Source organism: Bacillus sp. SJS, from assembly GCF_000732485.2.
Taxonomy (GTDB): domain Bacteria; phylum Bacillota; class Bacilli; order Bacillales; family Bacillaceae; genus Metabacillus_B; species Metabacillus_B sediminis.
Genome location: NZ_JAQV02000031.1, coordinates 413158 through 429008, shown reverse-complemented (window position 1 = coordinate 429008; position 15851 = coordinate 413158). Strand labels below are relative to the sequence as shown.

Genomic DNA, 15851 nt, shown 5'->3' with positions numbered 1-15851 from the left:
AAATATTGTAGCATAACCGGCAGCGCGCTCCAATAAAGTTGCACGTTTCATCGTAACTGCAAAGTGGTAAAGTATTGTAAACAAGCTTTATATATAGGTAGATACACAATTTTTTTCACCATGTTCCCTGTCATTATTAATGAACATAAGATATACAAAATCTCATCGGTCCCAGGTTTTCGAAAGCTATTCATAAAATAAGTAAGATATGAAAGGGGAGTTTTTCGATGAAACAGGTCATTAAAGCCGCACAGCCCAGAGAATTGAAAAATCGTATCAGTGTAATCCAGCTTGAATTGGATTATGAACTGGCTACATTGTTTGATGCGATGCAGGATAACAACGAAGATCAAAAATCAGAAAGCAAACAAAGACTTGAAAAACTCAGAAGAGAATGGCTTAAGCTGCAGGCATAGCCTGAGGATGTTAAACGAACCTTAAGAAGGTTCGTTTTTATCTGCGCCCGGCTCTTTGCATGCTCCCCTTTCGGCTTGAATTCGTGTTTTTCTTGCAGTATCCTTTATTACATACCTATACATATTTTGGACAGGCCCAAAATGCCTGTAACCGTTAAGTCCCAATAGAAAAGAGGCTAATCATGACTAATTGGAAAGATATTGATCATCATGCAAAAAGCTGGATTAGAGAAGCGGGAGAAAGAATCCGCGGTTCCTTTGCAACGTCTCTTTCAATTCAAACTAAATCCAATCCGAACGACCTCGTTACCAACATGGACAAAGAAACAGAGCAATTTTTCATCAGCAGGATCAAAGAAACCTACCCCGATCACCGTATCCTGGGGGAAGAGGGATATGGACATGAAATCGAGGACTCCAAAGGGATCATCTGGATTATTGATCCAATAGACGGAACAATGAATTTCGTGCATCAGCAGCGGAATTTTGCCATCTCGATCGGTATTTACGAAGAGGGAACCGGAATGATTGGTCTCATTTATGATGTAGTCCATGATGAACTGTACCATGCTTTTAAAGGGGAAGGAGCTTTTATGGATGACACTCCTTTGCCAAAGCTTGAACACAGAGAAGTGAAGGAAGCGATTATTGGTCTGAATGCGACCTGGGTTACGGAAAACAAAAGAATTGATCCATCCGTTTTGGCTCCCCTGGTTAGGAATGCAAGAGGTACCCGTTCATACGGATCTGCAGCACTGGAATTCGCCTATGTTGTTTCAGGAAGACTGGATTGCTACATCACAATGAGGCTTGCCCCATGGGATTTCGCAGGCGGTCTAGTTTTACTCCATGAAGTGGGAGGCATAGCAACTACAGTCAGCGGGGAGCCAATCAGCATATTAGAACGGAACAGTGTATTTGCCTCAAGACCGGGGCTGCATGAAGAAATACTGAATTCCTATTTGAACAAAGCATAATATGCTGACGGCAAGAATGTACCAGGAGGAAGATTTTTCTTTTTTGCTTCAATGCGTAAAGGAGAGTCCTGAATGGATCAGCGAAGAAACGGAACCGGGTCTTCTTGAAGAGTATTTGAAAAAATACGAGATGTATCAGGGTGAATGGCGAATCTGGGAATCAAATGGAGAGCCTGTAGCCATAACCTTTTCAATCGAATGGTCACCATCTAATGAAAAGCCATGGCTTGGCACCATTTTGGTACATCCATCCAAAAGAAGTCAGGGAATAGGTGAACGAGTCATTCGCATGATTGCAGCTGAATTGAAGGAAAAGGGTCATAAAGTGCTCTTTGCAGGAGTCCCCGCTGAACGTTTGGCTTGGATTCAATTTTTAAGCAAAGCAGGGTTTGAACAATTTAAAATGGAGAAAAACGAAGGTGAAGACTACACCATTCTGATTTTCCCGTTATAGAAAAAAGGCCGCGGAACCTATATGTTCCGCGGCCTTCCTATTTTAAATCAGACCTTTTTCACGCATCTTCTTTTTCCTGGCAAAACCGAAGCCCATTACAGCACATAATCCAATAATAGATGCAATCACACCGAGTATACTTCTGAATCCGACAGAAACTCCGATCAGCATCATCATAACGGCAGCGAGCACTGCCAGTACTAAAAAAATCCATTTTCCCGACTTCATTTCCTGCATCCCCTAACGTATAAAAAAAGATTTCAAACTAAGTTTACTTAAAAACTTTCTATTTTACCAGCAGTGTGTGTTATAATATCGAGGGTATTTTGAATTTATAGGAGATGAAATTGTGAAACTTCGAAACGATCTTCGCAATATTGCGATTATTGCCCACGTTGACCATGGAAAAACGACGCTGGTAGACAAACTGCTTCATCAAGCTGGAACATTCCGTGCAAACGAGCAGGTTGCTGAACGTGCCATGGACTCCAATGATTTGGAACGTGAACGCGGAATAACAATCTTGGCCAAAAATACGGCTATTCAATATAAAGACACTCGCATCAACATCCTGGACACTCCAGGACATGCTGATTTCGGCGGTGAAGTAGAGCGGATCATGAAAATGGTTGACGGCGTTCTGCTTGTTGTCGACGCATATGAAGGATGTATGCCTCAAACACGCTTTGTTTTGAAAAAAGCTTTGGAGCAAAAACTGACTCCAATCGTAGTAGTAAACAAAATCGATAAAGACTCTGCCCGCCCGCAGGAAGTTGTAGACGAAGTTATCGACTTGTTCATCGAATTGGATGCTACAGAAGATCAGCTTGAATTCCCGGTTGTCTTTGCATCCGCAGTAAACGGAACCGCAAGCATGAACCCGGATCCTGCTGAACAGGAAGAAAACATGGAGTGCATCTTTGAATCCATCATGGAAACCATCCCATCACCGGTTGATAATAGTGAAGATCCTCTTCAATTCCAAGTAGCTCTTCTGGACTACAACGACTATGTTGGACGTATCGGAATTGGACGTGTTTTCAGAGGGACTATGCAAGTTGGCCAGCAAGTTTCCCTAATGAAGCTTGACGGAACAGCGAAAAACTTCCGCGTAACGAAAATCTTTGGTTTCCAAGGATTGAAGCGTGTCGAAATCGAAGAAGCACGCGCTGGAGACCTTGTTGCTGTTTCCGGTATGGAAGACATCAACGTAGGTGAAACGGTCTGCCCGGTTGAACACCAGGAAGCACTTCCAGTACTGCGGATTGATGAGCCTACTCTTCAAATGACATTCCTTGTAAACAACAGCCCGTTTGCAGGACGCGAAGGTAAATTCGTTACTTCACGTAAAATTGAAGAGCGCCTCATGCAGCAGCTGCAAACAGATGTAAGCTTGCGCGTAGAAAACACAGATTCTCCAGATGCATGGACCGTTTCAGGACGCGGAGAGCTTCACCTTTCCATCCTGATCGAAAACATGCGCCGTGAAAACTACGAGCTTCAAGTGTCTAAACCTGAAGTTATCGTACGTGAAATTGACGGTGTCCGCTGCGAGCCTGTGGAACGCGTTCAAATCGACGTTCCTGAAGATTACACCGGCGCAGTAATGGAATCCATCGGTGCCCGCAAAGGTGAAATGCAGGACATGATCAACAACGGTAACGGCCAAGTAAGAATGATCTTCATGGTTCCTTCGCGCGGATTGATTGGATACTCCACTGAGTTCCTTTCTCTGACTCGCGGTTACGGAATCATCAACCACACGTTTGACAGCTACCAGCCAATGGCTACTGGCCAGGTTGGCGGACGCCGTCAAGGTGTTCTAGTATCCATGGAGAACGGTAAATCATCAGGCTACGGGATCATGGGTATCGAAGACCGCGGCGTAATCTTTGTTGAGCCAGGAACAGACGTTTACGAAGGAATGATCGTCGGCGAACATAACCGTGACAGCGACCTTGTTGTAAACATCTGCAGAATGAAGCAGCAAACAAACGTCCGTTCAGCAACAAAAGATCAAACAACAACCATGAAAAAACCTCGCATCATGACACTTGAGGAATCCCTTGAGTACCTGAATGATGATGAATACTGTGAAGTTACACCTGAATCCATTCGTTTGAGAAAGAAAATTCTCGACAAAAACGAACGTGAAAGAGCAGCAAAGAAAAAGAAACTCTCTGGTCTGTAAACTAAATAAATGCTTGTCCGAAATTGGTTTCTTTGCTACTCTGAAAGAAACCAATTTTTTATATTTGAAAATCCTGTAAAAAGGGGGCAACAGCAATGGAATCAAGCGAAGTATACAACAGCATGTGGCCCGTGGCTAAATTCATCTACACAACAATGGATCCCGTTGGTGGAGGACAAGCCATGTTTACTGTCATATTGCTGCTATCCATACTCGTCTTCAAACTAGGCTTCTCCAAAAAACTGCCGCCGCTCAAAGCAGCACTTATTTACTTCTTTCTCTTTTTAGGATGCAGCTTCCTAACCTTCTTCGCTATATTTCTTCCCATTGCAGAAGGTCTGATTATCGCAGCGCTCATCCTCATCATCTATAAAATCCGCCTCAATCGGCACAAAAAGATGGAGCAATCTACATGAGATCCCTCCAGGATGCCCTCTACAACTGGCTCACTATAAAAGTAGTAGCCCTCGACCGTCCTGACGACCAATCAGCGCTCGAAACCGCAGCACTCTTTGAAAACGTCCTGCAGGAAGATCACGGAATCGAACAGCTTACATTCCATACCGAAGATGAAATGTACTGGATATCCTGTCTTCAGCATGGAGAAGAATACCGCACCCGTTTCCCGCAAGAACTGATCGACGTCATGAAGGATCAAATGCGCAGAGAACCGGAGCGGTTTCGGAATTATCGGTGATTTGTGACCCCTTACTCTTGGAGTGGGGGGTTTTTTGTTATTTGAACTATATTCGATGGACAGAATATGGCCGGTAATGGCCGGATAACAGCTTCGAACGGACAGAAAAATGGAACGGCTAAACAGAGAGCGAGAACGGCTAAAAAGCAGGGGGCACTGGACAGAAAATGGAGGGGAACGGCTAAATTACCGATGCGAATGGACAGAAAAAATGGAACGGCTAAATAGAGTGGGCGAACGGCTAGATTGCAGGGGGCACTGGCCAGAATATGGCGGGGAATGGCTAAATAACCGATGCGAATGGACAGAAAAATGGAACGGCTAAATAGAGTAAGAGATTGGCTAAAAAGCAGGTGGCACTCGACATATTATGGAGGGTAGTAAAAATATCAATTTACATAAAAATTCTTCATTCAAATTAAATAATGAGTTATTTTTACCCCGCCTCGCTGCAAAATCGCATTTTTCATTCAGAAAGCTGCTTAGTGGTGTTTCGTCTAAACATATTGTTTAAGATATACTTTTTAATAAAGAGTGATAATAGTGAACAGGAGGGAAGATGTGGTAGTAAAAGAAAGAGGAACCCCAATTCGAATACTAAAATTACAGTCGTTATTGAGGAGGCTGAATAAAAATCATTCAAAACGGAAGCAGATTCAGGAAGATTTTGCAAAATGCTTAGCAGGATATAAAGGTGAGGAGTCCATTGATTATTTTCTGCAGCAATTACCCTCTGAAAAATATAGTATTCTGCATAATATCAATATTCCTTTTTATACATCCTCCTTACAGATGGACACCCTAATTATCTCGGATCATTGCATCTTTATACTCGAGGTGAAAAACTTCTCGGGAACACTAATTTTTGACCAATCTTTTAAACAGTTGCTTAGAATTTCACAGGGTATGGAGGAATGCTTTCCAGACCCTATTTTGCAGGTGGAAAGGCAGAAAAATGCTCTTATTCAATTTTTAAAAAATCAGAGAATATCACAACCTGTGATATTTCCTATTGTCATCATCAGTAACCCAACAACTGCTATAAAAACAAGTAAAGAGCATCACATAGTAGAAGACCGAGTTATTCACGCTGGAGGGATTTTATCGAAGGTTAAGGAGCTCGAAACTGCTTTATCAGGAAGGATGAATACAAGTAAGCAGACAATAATTGATATGCTATTAAAAAGTCATGCAGAGAAAGATTTTGAAGTGCTGGAATATTACAAGATAAACAAAAGCGAAATTTTGTCCGGAGTTGAATGTTCAAGGTGCAGAATGTTGACTATGAAGCGTATGCGGAAAGCGTGGGTTTGCTCTATATGTCTCGATCGATCAGTGGATGCACATAGAATTGCACTTATGGATTTTTACCTTCTGAAAGATTATTGTATTACCAATCGGCAATTCAGAGAATTCACTGGATTGGCATCTGTTTCTACTGCAAGTAAGCTGCTTAGCAAATCAGCGCTAAAAAAGAATGGAGATACAAAAGGGAGAAGCTATATGTTAGATTCTAACTATTTTAAAAACGAAATGCAAATCAAAATTTAGCTGGTATTCTTCATTGCGCGCTTAACTCCTGCCATTACACCCGCAAACACCAAATGCCCAACCCCCCACCACCCAAAAGCCTCCAAATCAAAAACAGAAGGAACTTCCTTGCGTGCCAGCATAGAAAGAGGGAAATATAAAAATAGAGCCGGTAATGTTATGAGCAGCGCAACCCCGTATGTTTTCAAGAAGCCAATCACCCGCAGCTTCTCTATTGCAAATCCAAATCCCATCCCTATAAAAATAGCTACAATCAGGTGTATTACAAATTCCACCCACTCTGGCAATGGGTTAGAGTAGACAAAATCAACATTAAGCAACAGAGTATAAACTTTCAATCCTGTGACGATCTGAATCCATTTCAAAAAAAAGCCGAGAGCCAGGCCGCCGGCAAGACCGGAGAGTCCGCCGCGAAGGATCATGACAGGAAATCTCCGGTTTGTTTGTCGCGATAAAGCCTGAAGTTTCCTGTGCTTAGTCTTTCTTTTGTTTTAGTTTCGATACGTTCGTAGCATTCGGGGCAGGTGTAAGTGTGGATGGGTCTGTTCCGCAGCCTTTTAGCCAGCAGCGTTTCGTCATTTATTGTGTGTACTTGGTCGCATATTACGCATTTTACTCTCATGGATAACACCTCTAAACTGTTTGTATAAACCGATTATACCACAGGCTGAAAAAGTTTCTTTGTAAGGACTGTTTTTATTGGAACATTTATGAAAAATCGTTATGATAGAGGTATACTGCGGCATTGGAGGGATGGATATGGCAAATAAGATAGAGCTTCAGCTGATTGACCCGCTGTTTGATGCTTTGCAAAAAGAAAGATTTGTGACCATATCAACAATTGATCATGAGACTGGGGCTCCGAATGTAAATGCAATCTCATGGGTGCTTGCTCCAGATCGCCAAAGGCTTTATTTCGCATTGGATACGCGTTCGCGCATTTTGGAGAACATACATAAGCATCCTGCTGCGGTTATTAATCTTCTGGCAAATGAGTCGGCATACTCAATTATTGGGAATGCCCATGTGAAAATTGAAAAGCTTGAGGGGGTTCCGCTTAAGCTGTCGCTGGTTGAGCTTGAGATTTCGGAGGTTCGGGATGTGATGTTTTACGGTTCAAGAATTTCAAATGAGCCTCAGTATGCCAAGACGTATGATGAAAAAGCAGCGGCCCGCCTTGATCAGCAGGTGATGGATGCCATGAAAAAAGCTTAGTCAGAATTTTCTGGCTAAGCTTTTATCCATTTAGTTCTTTTTCAATTCCTTATTGGATTCATCGTTCTGGTGTTTATCCAGCTCATCCTGCTGATCTTTAGGCAGTTGATCATTGTCCTGTTCAGTTGGTTCTTTTTCTTGGTTATCCATCGTATCATTAGGTACATCCGGCATTATCCGGCCGACGATTGCAGCTAGTTCGTCCAAGAGCCCGCCAATAGGGCGGCCCTGCTGGATTTCTTTTGCTAAGTGCCGGATTCGCTGGTTTGTGTCTGCATCTGCCACAACGACAGCATTTGCACCGTAAGGGTCGTTTTTCAGGCTTTCCGTTACTGAATATTTGACTGACTCCACTTTGCTTCGGTCTAGTTCTGATTCTACATCAATTCCGACAATGGCATATTTGCCAAGGACGACAGCGGTGGCATCATTTACGTCTGGAACGCGGTTGGCGATTTCAACTAAATGCTTGGAAATTTGCTGGCCGGTTTTGCGGTCCACGGGCCTTTCAATGCTGTTTTTGACTGTGATGGGTTTGGTTTTATAATCAGTGGATGTTTCACCTTGTGAATTTTCATTGGCCGAGCATGCAGTAAGCATGAAAAGGCCGGAAATAACGAAAAATAGTATGGATCTCAGCATACGAGCACTCCTTCTTAATGGCTTTTAAGTTTATTGTCTAAATAACCTTCTATCTTTATTCACAAAATCATATATTTTAGCATCGATTATGAACAGGCAGTGGTGAGAGAGAAGGCGGCGGTTGCCGCCATATGCGGACTAGGAGGCGGAATATTGAATAAGGTTTATGTATTGGACACAAATGTTTTGCTGCAAGATCCGAATTCAATTTTTTCTTTTGATGACAATGAAGTGGTCATCCCAGCCGTCGTGCTGGAGGAAGTAGACTCCAAAAAACGCTATATGGATGAAGTTGGACGAAATGCCCGTCAGGTTTCAAAGCTCATTGACGGACTGCGTGAGCAGGGAAAACTGCATGAAAAAATACCGCTCCGCAATGGGGGAGCACTAAGAATCGAATTAAATCATCGATCCTTTCACGAACTTCAGGATATATTTGTTGAAAAGACGAATGATAATCGGATATTGGCTGTTGCCAATAACCTCTCAAATGAGGAAAAATTAAAAGAAAATGGCCGGCCTGTCATTATTGTCAGCAAGGATACATTGGTTCGCGTGAAAGCAGATGCACTCGGACTGATTGCTGAAGATTTTTTGAGTGACAGGGTCGTTGAGGTTGATCATATCTATACAGGTTTCCTCGATTTGTATATAGACCGGGGAAATTTGGACAGGTTTTATGAAAAGAATGAACTGACACTCACGGAAGTGACCAATCACCCGTTTTACCCGAATCAGTTTGTCGTCATGAAGGATGCATTAGGCGGATCTGCTTCTGCGGTTGGTATGGTGGATAAAACTGGTAAAAAAGTAAAGAGACTATTTACGGATCATGATCATATTTGGGGGATCCGGCCTAGAAATGTTCAGCAGACAATGGCTCTTGAATTGCTTTTAAGAAATGACCTGCCTCTCGTAACCCTCGTTGGAAAGGCGGGTACAGGAAAGACATTGCTTGCTCTTGCAGCCGGACTTCTGCAAACGGAGGATATGGGAACCTTCAAGAAACTCCTTGTTGCGAGGCCAATTGTTCCTGTTGGAAAAGACATCGGGTTTTTGCCGGGTGAAAAAGAAGAAAAGCTCCGCCCTTGGATGCAGCCAATTTACGATAATCTTGAGTTTCTATTTAATACGAAAAAACCTGGAGAGCTGGATGCTATTCTAGCTGGTATGGGTTCGATTGAAGTGGAGGCTCTCACTTATATAAGAGGCCGAAGTATACCGGATCAATACATTATAATTGACGAAGCGCAGAATCTTACGAAGCATGAGGTCAAGACTATTCTTACCCGTGTGGGGGAAAGAAGCAAAATTGTGCTGATGGGTGATCCGGAGCAAATTGATCACCCGTACCTGGATGAGTATAATAACGGTCTCACTTATGTGGTCGAAAAATTTAAAGAGCAGCAAATCGCCGGTCATGTGAAACTTGTCAAAGGTGAACGCTCAGGACTTGCACAGCTTGCTGCAGATCTTCTTTAAGAGAAAGCTCTGTTAAACTTGGCCTGTGATTTCAGTTGGCAGGCGCTCGCTTATCCTTGGGCGGGCGGTGAGCCTCGTCGCCGCAATGCGCCTGCAGAGTCTCACCTGTCCCGCTGCTCTAAAGCCCGGAGTCTCGCGCCTTCCACTCCAATCAACAGGTGTTAAAAATCATCATCAGGCTTTTAACAGAGCCTAAAAGAAAGGAAGGTGCCTGCATCCGGCACCTTCCTTTTACAATATAATTATCTCACGGACTGCTTTAATCGGGCGGTCCCGATTTGAACCGTCTCCGTAATACAAATGCATGGGGCCGTCATTCTTTAGCGGTTTTCCATCCTCACTGAATGCAGCTATCAGTTCTCTGGCTTTTTCCAGCGGTAAGACAACTATATCCTCTTCAGCAATAATCTGAACGGCTGAAGCGGTTTCGTCCAGCTCGGCGTTAGATAGAAAAGGAGCGAACCTGATCCCGAATGTTCCATTAACCAGTTCCTGCTTCTTAAAAATGTTTTTTAAAGGTTCTGCGGGAGCTTCATTTCCTTCTTTAATTTCCCTGTCCCAATGCTTTGAAATTTGCTTTGTATATTCATCCTGTTCATTTTGGGTTTCTCCTGTTTTTAAGAAGAAACTGGTAAGATCTGCTTTGCGGTCATCGAAAATCCAGACGCTTGGGTCAATGGTGATCGGGAACTTAACCTTCCCTGAAATTTGGATGATATCTGTCATTTAATCACTCCTCTATTTGACATTATAAGCGCTTATTTTATGCTTGTCATGAGATGAATCCGATCGATGTTGGAAATTGGCGAAGGCAAGCATGTTTTGTCCTTCACTTATACCTTGCTTTTTTCCTTTTTTCCCTTTAATATTAATAGGTAGATTAGAGGTAATCGCTCGGGAACGGAGGGATTCATTTGGCTTCTGAGATTGCGATTGATCATCGTGAAAAGGCACTTGCGCTGCTGAAAGCTGACGCTGATAAAATCATGAAGTTGATCAAGGTTCAGATGGACAATTTAACCATGCCCCAATGCCCTCTTTATGAAGAGGTTTTAGATACACAAATGTTTGGTTTATCCAGAGAAATTGACTTCGCTGTCCGTCTTGGACTGGTGTTTGAGCATGAAGGAAAAGTTTTGCTGGATTCCCTTGAACGTGAGTTATCTGTTCTGCATGAGGCATTTACGAAAAAATAAAACCTAGAACTCAAACTGATTGGATGACAATAGTTTGGGTTTTTTTAGCTTTTAAAGGATTACTTTTGTATCAGGTCCAATCCATGCTTTTCCTCTTGTTTTTGCTCCATTCGTTCGTTGTGCGATGTAGATTACCCTGATACGATAGACAGGGGAGAAACATTCTCTCCGCCGGTAAATAAATCGAAAATACAAAATTTTTAGAAGAATTAATTGAAAAAGTAGGGAAGAGAGTTTATGATTAAAAAAATCCTAAAATCATATGATTATACTCTGATTTTTTCTGTTTTTCTGCTTTGTATGTTTGGTCTGGTCATGGTATACAGTTCCAGCATGATCTCAGCAGTCACCAGATTTAATTCGGATAGCGCTTATTTTTTTAACAAACAGCTTATTTTTGTCTGCATCGGCGGTCTCGCGTTTCTTGCAGTCGCTGTGATCCCGTATCGGATCTTACTGACTAAAAAACTACTAAAAGGCATAATGTTTGTTTCAGTCGGGCTCCTTTTGATCCTATTTGTCTATGGGCATACAGCCGGTAATGCAAAGAGCTGGATAAAAATTGCGGGTTTCACCATGCAGCCTGCTGAGTTTGTGAAACTAAGTGTCATCATCTATCTTGCAGCGGTTTACGAGAAAAAACAGGCATACATAAACAACTTTAAAAAAGCGGTTATGCCTCCGCTCTTTTTTACAACATTTATATGCGGATTAATTGTGATTCAGCCCGACCTGGGGACGGCTATGATCATTGCTCTGATTATGATGACCATGGTATTTTCATCAGGTATGAACTGGAAAAGCATCATTGGGCTAGTGCTTTTGGCCTTACTTTTTCTAGCCTTGATCAGCCCTATTATTCTCTTGAATTCGGACAAGTTTATCACCGAAGAGCGTGTCTCCAGATTTGAAGGATTTACGGATCCGTTTGGAACGGAGAAGGACGCGGGTTATCACCTTGCCAATTCCCTTTATGCCATCGGTTCCGGCGGAATAACCGGTCTTGGCCTTGGAAACAGTGTACAAAAATACGGCTATCTTCCGGAGTCCCATACGGATTTTATCATGTCTATTGTGGCTGAAGAGCTGGGGATATTTGGAGTTCTCTTTGTGTTGAGTCTGCTCGGGGTGCTCATCTTTAAAGGGTTTTACGTGGCAAGAAAATGCGAGGATGCATTTGGAACGTTATTGGCTATAGGGATTTCAAGTATGATTGCCATTCAGGCTGGCATCAATCTTGGCGGGATGACGGGTTTAATTCCAATTACAGGAGTCACACTGCCTTTTATCAGCTATGGAGGCTCATCGATGCTTGTTCTGATGATTTCAGCCGGATTACTGGTAAATGTATCAATGTTCACAAACTATAGAGAAAAATACAAAACAGGCGCTGAAAAAGCAGTTAGTAAGAAAAAACAGCAAAACATTCAGAAGCCGATGCATAACAGAATGTGATATACTATTTAATTATGTGACATACTAATATTTTTGCCTTAGGAGGAGAAATATCTCATGCAAACAATCCAAAAAGTGCTTGTAGCTAACAGGGGAGAAATTGCAATTCGTGTTTTCAGGGCTTGTACAGAGTTGAATATTAGAACCGTTGCCATTTATTCAAAAGAGGATGCAGGGGCCTATCATCGGTACAAGGCGGATGAAGCTTATCTCATCGGAGAAGGGAAAAAACCAATCGATGCCTACCTGGACATTGATGGGATTATTGAAATTGCAAAAGCTAATGACGTAGATGCGATTCACCCCGGATACGGTTTTCTATCTGAAAACATTCATTTTGCAAGAAGATGCGAGCAGGAAGGCATTATTTTTGTAGGACCTGATTCAAAGCACTTAGATATGTTTGGAGATAAAGTTAAGGCAAGAAGCCAGGCTGAAGCAGCAGGCATACCTGTAATTCCTGGAAGCGACGGGCCGGTTGACCATGTAGAGGATGTTGTAAAATTCGGGGAAGAGCACGGGTATCCTTTCATTATTAAAGCCTCTCTAGGCGGTGGCGGACGCGGGATGAGGATTGTCCGTTCCAAAGCAAGCGTGAAGGAATCATTTGAACGCGCTAAGTCCGAAGCGAAGGCTGCTTTCGGAAATGATGAAGTCTATGTTGAAAAGCTTATTGAAAATCCTAAACATATTGAAGTCCAGATTATTGGTGACCGGAATGGGAATATCGTCCATTTATATGAGCGCGACTGCTCTATCCAAAGACGTCATCAAAAAGTTGTTGAAGTTGCACCTAGTGTTTCCTTAAGCGAAGATTTCAGGCTGTCCATTTGTGAGGCAGCAGTCAAACTTATGAAAAAAGTAGAATACGTGAACGCTGGCACTGTTGAATTTCTTGTTTCAGGCGGCGAATTTTATTTTATCGAGGTTAATCCCCGAGTCCAGGTTGAACATACCATCACAGAGATGATTACTGGGATCGATATCGTCCAAACCCAGCTTATGGTTGCTGAGGGCCTGGCTCTGAATAGCAGCGAGATTGGCATTCCATCACAAGAGGATATACATACAAACGGCTACGCTATTCAATCCCGTGTAACTACAGAGGATCCATTAAACAACTTTATGCCGGATACAGGAAAAATTATGGTATACCGTTCAGGCGGAGGTTTCGGCGTCCGGCTTGATGCGGGAAATGGATTTCAGGGAGCGGTCATTACGCCATACTATGATTCCCTTTTGGTAAAGGTTTCTACTTGGGCATTAACGTTTGAACAGGCTGCTTCAAAAATGGTCCGTAATTTGAAGGAATTCAGGATTCGCGGAATTAAAACGAACATTCCGTTTCTGGAAAATGTAGTGAAGCATGAACAGTTTCTAAGCGGAGAATACAATACGACGTTTATTGACAGCTCTCCAGAATTGTTTATTTTCCCAAAAAGAAAAGACCGTGGAACCAAGATGCTGAGCTATATTGGAAATGTAACAGTTAACGGCTTTCCAGGTATCGGGAAGAAAAAGAAACCGGTTTTTGAAACTCCTCCGATTCCTAACATTTCCCGTCTGGAGCAATTTCCTTCCGGAACGAAAAATATTCTGGAAGAGCGCGGGGCAGACGGCCTTGTCAACTGGATTAAGGAACAGCCGCAAGTTCTTCTTACTGATACGACATTCCGTGATGCACATCAGTCCCTGCTGGCAACCCGTCTAAGAACAATTGATATTAAGAAAATTGCAGAGCCGACTGCAAAGCTTGCTCCTGAGCTGTTTTCTCTTGAAATGTGGGGAGGAGCGACTTTTGATGTTGCCTACCGCTTTCTGAAAGAAGATCCTTGGGACCGTTTGCTGACAGTTAGGAAGCAGGTTCCGAATGTCCTGCTGCAAATGCTGCTGCGTGCTTCAAATGCAGTTGGCTACAAAAACTATCCGGATAACGTTATCAAAGAATTTGTTGAAAAATCATCAAATGCAGGAATCGATGTATTCAGAATATTTGACAGTTTGAACTGGGTAAAAGGGATGACGCTTGCCATTGATGCAGTTCGTGACAGCGGAAAGCTTGCAGAAGCCGCAATTTGCTATACAGGTGACATTCTGGATCCATCCCGCCGAAAGTATGATTTGACTTATTATAAGCATTTGGCGAAGGAGCTTGAAGAATCTGGAGCGCATATTCTTGCAATTAAAGATATGGCAGGTCTTTTAAAGCCTCAGGCTGCCTATGACTTGATCTCTGCTTTGAAGGAAACTGTAGATATTCCTATCCATTTGCATACACATGACACGAGCGGAAACGGTACATTCATGTATGCTAAGGCTGCAGAGGCAGGCGTTGACATTGTGGATGTAGCTGTCAGTTCAATGGCTGGATTAACTTCTCAGCCAAGCGCCAGCACATTTTATTACGCGCTGTCGGGCATGGAGCGCCAGCCTAAATTAAATGTAGAAGTTTTAGAGCAGCTGTCCCACTACTGGGAAGGTGCCCGCAAGTATTATCAGGACTTCGAAAGCGGCATGATTGCCCCGCACACAGAGGTGTACCAGCATGAAATGCCGGGCGGACAGTACAGCAATCTTCAGCAGCAGGCAAAGGCAGTCGGCCTAGGAGACCGCTGGGGCGAAGTGAAAGAAATGTATCAGCGTGTAAATGCACTTTTCGGAGATATTGTAAAAGTTACCCCATCCTCCAAGGTAGTTGGAGATCTTGCTCTATTTATGGTCCAAAACAATTTAACAGAGGATGATATTTATGAGCGCGGAGATACCCTTGACTTCCCTGATTCTGTCGTTGAATTGTTTGAAGGATATCTTGGACAGCCTCACGGCGGATTCCCGAAAGAATTGCAGCGTATTATACTGAAAGGCAAAGAGCCGATTACAGTGCGTCCAGGGGAGCTTCTCAAACCGGTGGACTTTGATAAGAGCAAGGAAGAGCTGTTCCAGATATTGAATAGGCCTGTAACAAGCTTTGAAGCAATTGCCCATGCCCTTTATCCGAAAGTGTTCCTGGATTATGCAAAAACGTTCGAACAATTCGGGGATGTATCTGTTTTGGACACACCGACCTTCCTTTATGGAATGAGGCTTGGTGAAGAGGTTGAAGTGGTAATTGAACAAGGGAAGACCTTGATCGTTAAGCTTGTCTCCATCGGTGAGCCTCATGCAGATGGGACAAGAGTGGTTTATTTCGAACTGAATGGCCAGCCGCGTGAAGTCGTAATTAAGGATGAGAGCATTAAATCTGCGGTTGCCGCAAAGGCAAAAGCAGACCATGCCAATCCGGAGCATATCGGTGCTTCAATGCCGGGGACAGTTATTAAAGTTCTTGTTGAAAACGGAGAAAAAGTCAATAAAGGCGACCATTTAATGATCACGGAAGCGATGAAGATGGAAACGACTGTACAGGCGCCTTATACCGGTGTTGTAAAGGGGATCCACGTAAGCAACGGTGAAGCGATTCAAACAGGTGATTTATTAATAGAGCTATCCAATTAATTTGAAAAGCAGCCAATTTGGCTGCTTTTTCTATGTCAGCACATCCGTTCTGTACGCAATCCCTATTGCTCCGTTACAAT

Annotated in this window: 18 protein-coding genes; 13 read left to right on the top strand and 5 right to left on the bottom strand. The window is 43.0% G+C overall.

What is annotated here, in order from left to right:
• The first annotated feature begins 227 nt into the window (after nucleotides 1-227).
• The 3 genes from AS29_RS19690 (at nucleotide 228) to AS29_RS19680 (ending at nucleotide 1847) form a co-directional block, all read left to right on the top strand.
• Nucleotides 228-416 carry a hypothetical protein gene (locus tag AS29_RS19690; RefSeq protein WP_035413064.1) on the top strand — a complete coding sequence of 63 codons (189 nt, stop codon included), beginning with the start codon at nucleotides 228-230 and terminating at the stop codon, nucleotides 414-416.
• A gap of 182 nt (nucleotides 417-598) precedes the next feature.
• Entirely contained in the window at nucleotides 599-1393 is a 795-nt protein-coding gene (locus AS29_RS19685; protein ID WP_035413061.1) for an inositol monophosphatase family protein, read from the top strand.
• 1 nt (nucleotide 1394) lies between these two features.
• Nucleotides 1395-1847, top strand: coding sequence for a GNAT family N-acetyltransferase (locus AS29_RS19680; protein ID WP_035413058.1), 453 nt, complete (start codon nucleotides 1395-1397; stop codon nucleotides 1845-1847).
• 42 nt (nucleotides 1848-1889) lie between these two features.
• Here the strand turns inward: AS29_RS19680 and AS29_RS19675 are convergent, their stop codons facing one another.
• Nucleotides 1890-2075 carry a YlaF family protein gene (locus tag AS29_RS19675; protein WP_035413055.1) on the bottom strand — a complete coding sequence of 62 codons (186 nt, stop codon included), beginning with the start codon at nucleotides 2073-2075 and terminating at the stop codon, nucleotides 1890-1892.
• Nucleotides 2076-2196: 121 nt separating this feature from the next.
• Between AS29_RS19675 and typA the strand changes: the two genes are divergently transcribed.
• The 5 genes from typA (at nucleotide 2197) to AS29_RS19655 (ending at nucleotide 6286) form a co-directional block, all read left to right on the top strand.
• Complete coding sequence (gene typA, locus AS29_RS19670) at nucleotides 2197-4038, top strand: translational GTPase TypA (RefSeq protein ID WP_035413052.1); 1842 nt, start codon at nucleotides 2197-2199, stop codon at nucleotides 4036-4038.
• Between the two features lie 155 nt (nucleotides 4039-4193).
• Nucleotides 4194-4454 (top strand): YlaH-like family protein, encoded by a 261-nt coding sequence (locus AS29_RS19665; RefSeq protein WP_442854554.1) that lies wholly within the window; start codon nucleotides 4194-4196, stop codon nucleotides 4452-4454.
• Nucleotides 4451-4735, top strand: coding sequence for a hypothetical protein (locus AS29_RS19660; RefSeq protein WP_035413049.1), 285 nt, complete (start codon nucleotides 4451-4453; stop codon nucleotides 4733-4735). The genes AS29_RS19665 and AS29_RS19660 overlap by 4 nt, the downstream gene beginning before the upstream one ends.
• 66 nt (nucleotides 4736-4801) lie before the next feature.
• A complete protein-coding gene (locus tag AS29_RS21460) occupies nucleotides 4802-4963 on the top strand; it encodes a hypothetical protein (RefSeq protein WP_156505990.1) in 162 nt (53 codons plus the stop codon).
• 333 nt (nucleotides 4964-5296) lie between these two features.
• Nucleotides 5297-6286, top strand: a complete 990-nt coding sequence (locus tag AS29_RS19655; protein WP_051860856.1) for a nuclease-related domain-containing protein — start codon at nucleotides 5297-5299, stop codon at nucleotides 6284-6286.
• Here the strand turns inward: AS29_RS19655 and AS29_RS19650 are convergent.
• Together AS29_RS19650 and AS29_RS21160 are read right to left on the bottom strand one after the other, a co-directional pair.
• Complete coding sequence (locus tag AS29_RS19650; protein WP_051860855.1) at nucleotides 6283-6708, bottom strand: hypothetical protein; 426 nt, start codon at nucleotides 6706-6708, stop codon at nucleotides 6283-6285. The genes AS29_RS19655 and AS29_RS19650 overlap by 4 nt on opposite strands.
• Entirely contained in the window at nucleotides 6705-6908 is a 204-nt protein-coding gene (locus AS29_RS21160; RefSeq protein WP_082883920.1) for a YlaI family protein, read from the bottom strand. Before AS29_RS21160 ends, AS29_RS19650 begins: the two co-directional genes overlap by 4 nt.
• 137 nt (nucleotides 6909-7045) lie before the next feature.
• Here AS29_RS21160 and AS29_RS19645 point away from each other — a divergent pair, with 137 nt between their 5' ends.
• On the top strand, nucleotides 7046-7501 hold the full coding sequence (locus AS29_RS19645) for a pyridoxamine 5'-phosphate oxidase family protein (RefSeq protein ID WP_035413046.1): 456 nt from the start codon (nucleotides 7046-7048) through the stop codon (nucleotides 7499-7501).
• Between the two features lie 30 nt (nucleotides 7502-7531).
• On the opposite strand, the gene AS29_RS19640 is transcribed toward AS29_RS19645, so the two are convergent.
• On the bottom strand, nucleotides 7532-8143 hold the full coding sequence (locus AS29_RS19640) for a YhcN/YlaJ family sporulation lipoprotein (protein ID WP_035413045.1): 612 nt from the start codon (nucleotides 8141-8143) through the stop codon (nucleotides 7532-7534).
• Nucleotides 8144-8296: 153 nt separating this feature from the next.
• Here AS29_RS19640 and AS29_RS19635 point away from each other — a divergent pair, with 153 nt between their 5' ends.
• Nucleotides 8297-9625: a PhoH family protein gene (locus AS29_RS19635; protein WP_035413042.1), complete on the top strand. Its 1329-nt coding sequence runs from the start codon at nucleotides 8297-8299 to the stop codon at nucleotides 9623-9625.
• 231 nt (nucleotides 9626-9856) lie between these two features.
• On the opposite strand, the gene AS29_RS19630 is transcribed toward AS29_RS19635, so the two are convergent.
• A complete protein-coding gene (locus tag AS29_RS19630; protein ID WP_035413039.1) occupies nucleotides 9857-10351 on the bottom strand; it encodes a hypothetical protein in 495 nt (164 codons plus the stop codon).
• Between the two features lie 188 nt (nucleotides 10352-10539).
• Here AS29_RS19630 and AS29_RS19625 point away from each other — a divergent pair, with 188 nt between their 5' ends.
• The 3 genes from AS29_RS19625 (at nucleotide 10540) to pyc (ending at nucleotide 15771) form a co-directional block, all read left to right on the top strand.
• Nucleotides 10540-10821 (top strand): YlaN family protein, encoded by a 282-nt coding sequence (locus AS29_RS19625; protein WP_035413036.1) that lies wholly within the window; start codon nucleotides 10540-10542, stop codon nucleotides 10819-10821.
• 237 nt (nucleotides 10822-11058) lie between these two features.
• Nucleotides 11059-12276 (top strand): putative lipid II flippase FtsW, encoded by a 1218-nt coding sequence (ftsW, locus tag AS29_RS19620; protein WP_035413033.1) that lies wholly within the window; start codon nucleotides 11059-11061, stop codon nucleotides 12274-12276.
• A 57-nt stretch (nucleotides 12277-12333) separates the two neighbouring features.
• Nucleotides 12334-15771 carry a pyruvate carboxylase gene (gene pyc / locus AS29_RS19615; protein ID WP_035413031.1) on the top strand — a complete coding sequence of 1146 codons (3438 nt, stop codon included), beginning with the start codon at nucleotides 12334-12336 and terminating at the stop codon, nucleotides 15769-15771.
• Nucleotides 15772-15851: the final 80 nt, after the last annotated feature.